At 55.4% G+C, this 702-nt stretch carries 2 protein-coding genes; both read right to left on the minus strand.

What is annotated here, in order from left to right:
* A partial coding sequence (locus KP705_RS15775; protein ID WP_215764886.1) for a plasmid recombination protein occupies positions 1–485 on the minus strand: 485 nt, incomplete at its 3' end.
* Between the two features lie 37 nt (positions 486–522).
* A partial coding sequence (locus KP705_RS15780; protein ID WP_215764887.1) for a helix-turn-helix domain-containing protein occupies positions 523–702 on the minus strand: 180 nt, incomplete at its 5' end.

The raw sequence follows: 702 nt of genomic DNA on the forward strand, positions 1-702 counted from the left end.
TCTTCCTTGGCCCGTTTGGTCGCTGTGCGGGCAACTGTGGCGCTCTGAACGGCAGGTTCATAATGCTGCTGAACGGTCTGACTGATGCGTTTTGCCACCTGCTCAGGGTCTTCCACAACACGGGTAAAAATCCCCTTCTTGAGCACCTGCGGTTCTAGGTCAGCAGGGGTCAGGTTTTTGTGCTCGGGTGCGTCCCGTTCTAGCGCCCCGTAGTAGGTTTTCAGCTTGGTGTGGGTGGCCTTGCTTCCTTCGATGCCGCGTTCCAGTCCGACAGGGCGTCCCACAACTCGCGCAAAGTCGGTCTGCATCTCGTTCAGGGCCTTGGCACCACCGAGGAACCGGCGGCAATTCAGGCGGCCTGTATCGGGGTCTTTTGGCACCACGTAGGCCGACAGGTGCGGCGTTTTTTCGTCCCGGTGAATGATGGCAGCGATCACGTTGTCCTTGCCGTGCCGCTCCTGAATCCAGCGCAACGCCTCGTTCAAATAGGGGTCACGACACGAAAGTGTACTTTACGTACGCTTAGAGTGAACCCAACAAGAACGTTGAGGCTGTTCTGCTGAGAGTTCGATAGACAGTTGGCCGAGAAATAGAAAACAGTTCTGAAAGATCGCTGATGGAGTAATCGCCGGTATCATACATCCGGCGAAGCTCTTTTTGCTGACGTTCAGAAAGCTTGGGTTTCTTTCCGCGTAGTTTACC

This window comes from Gluconobacter sp. P1D12_c (assembly GCF_018812105.1).
Classification (GTDB): domain Bacteria; phylum Pseudomonadota; class Alphaproteobacteria; order Acetobacterales; family Acetobacteraceae; genus Gluconobacter; species Gluconobacter oxydans_A.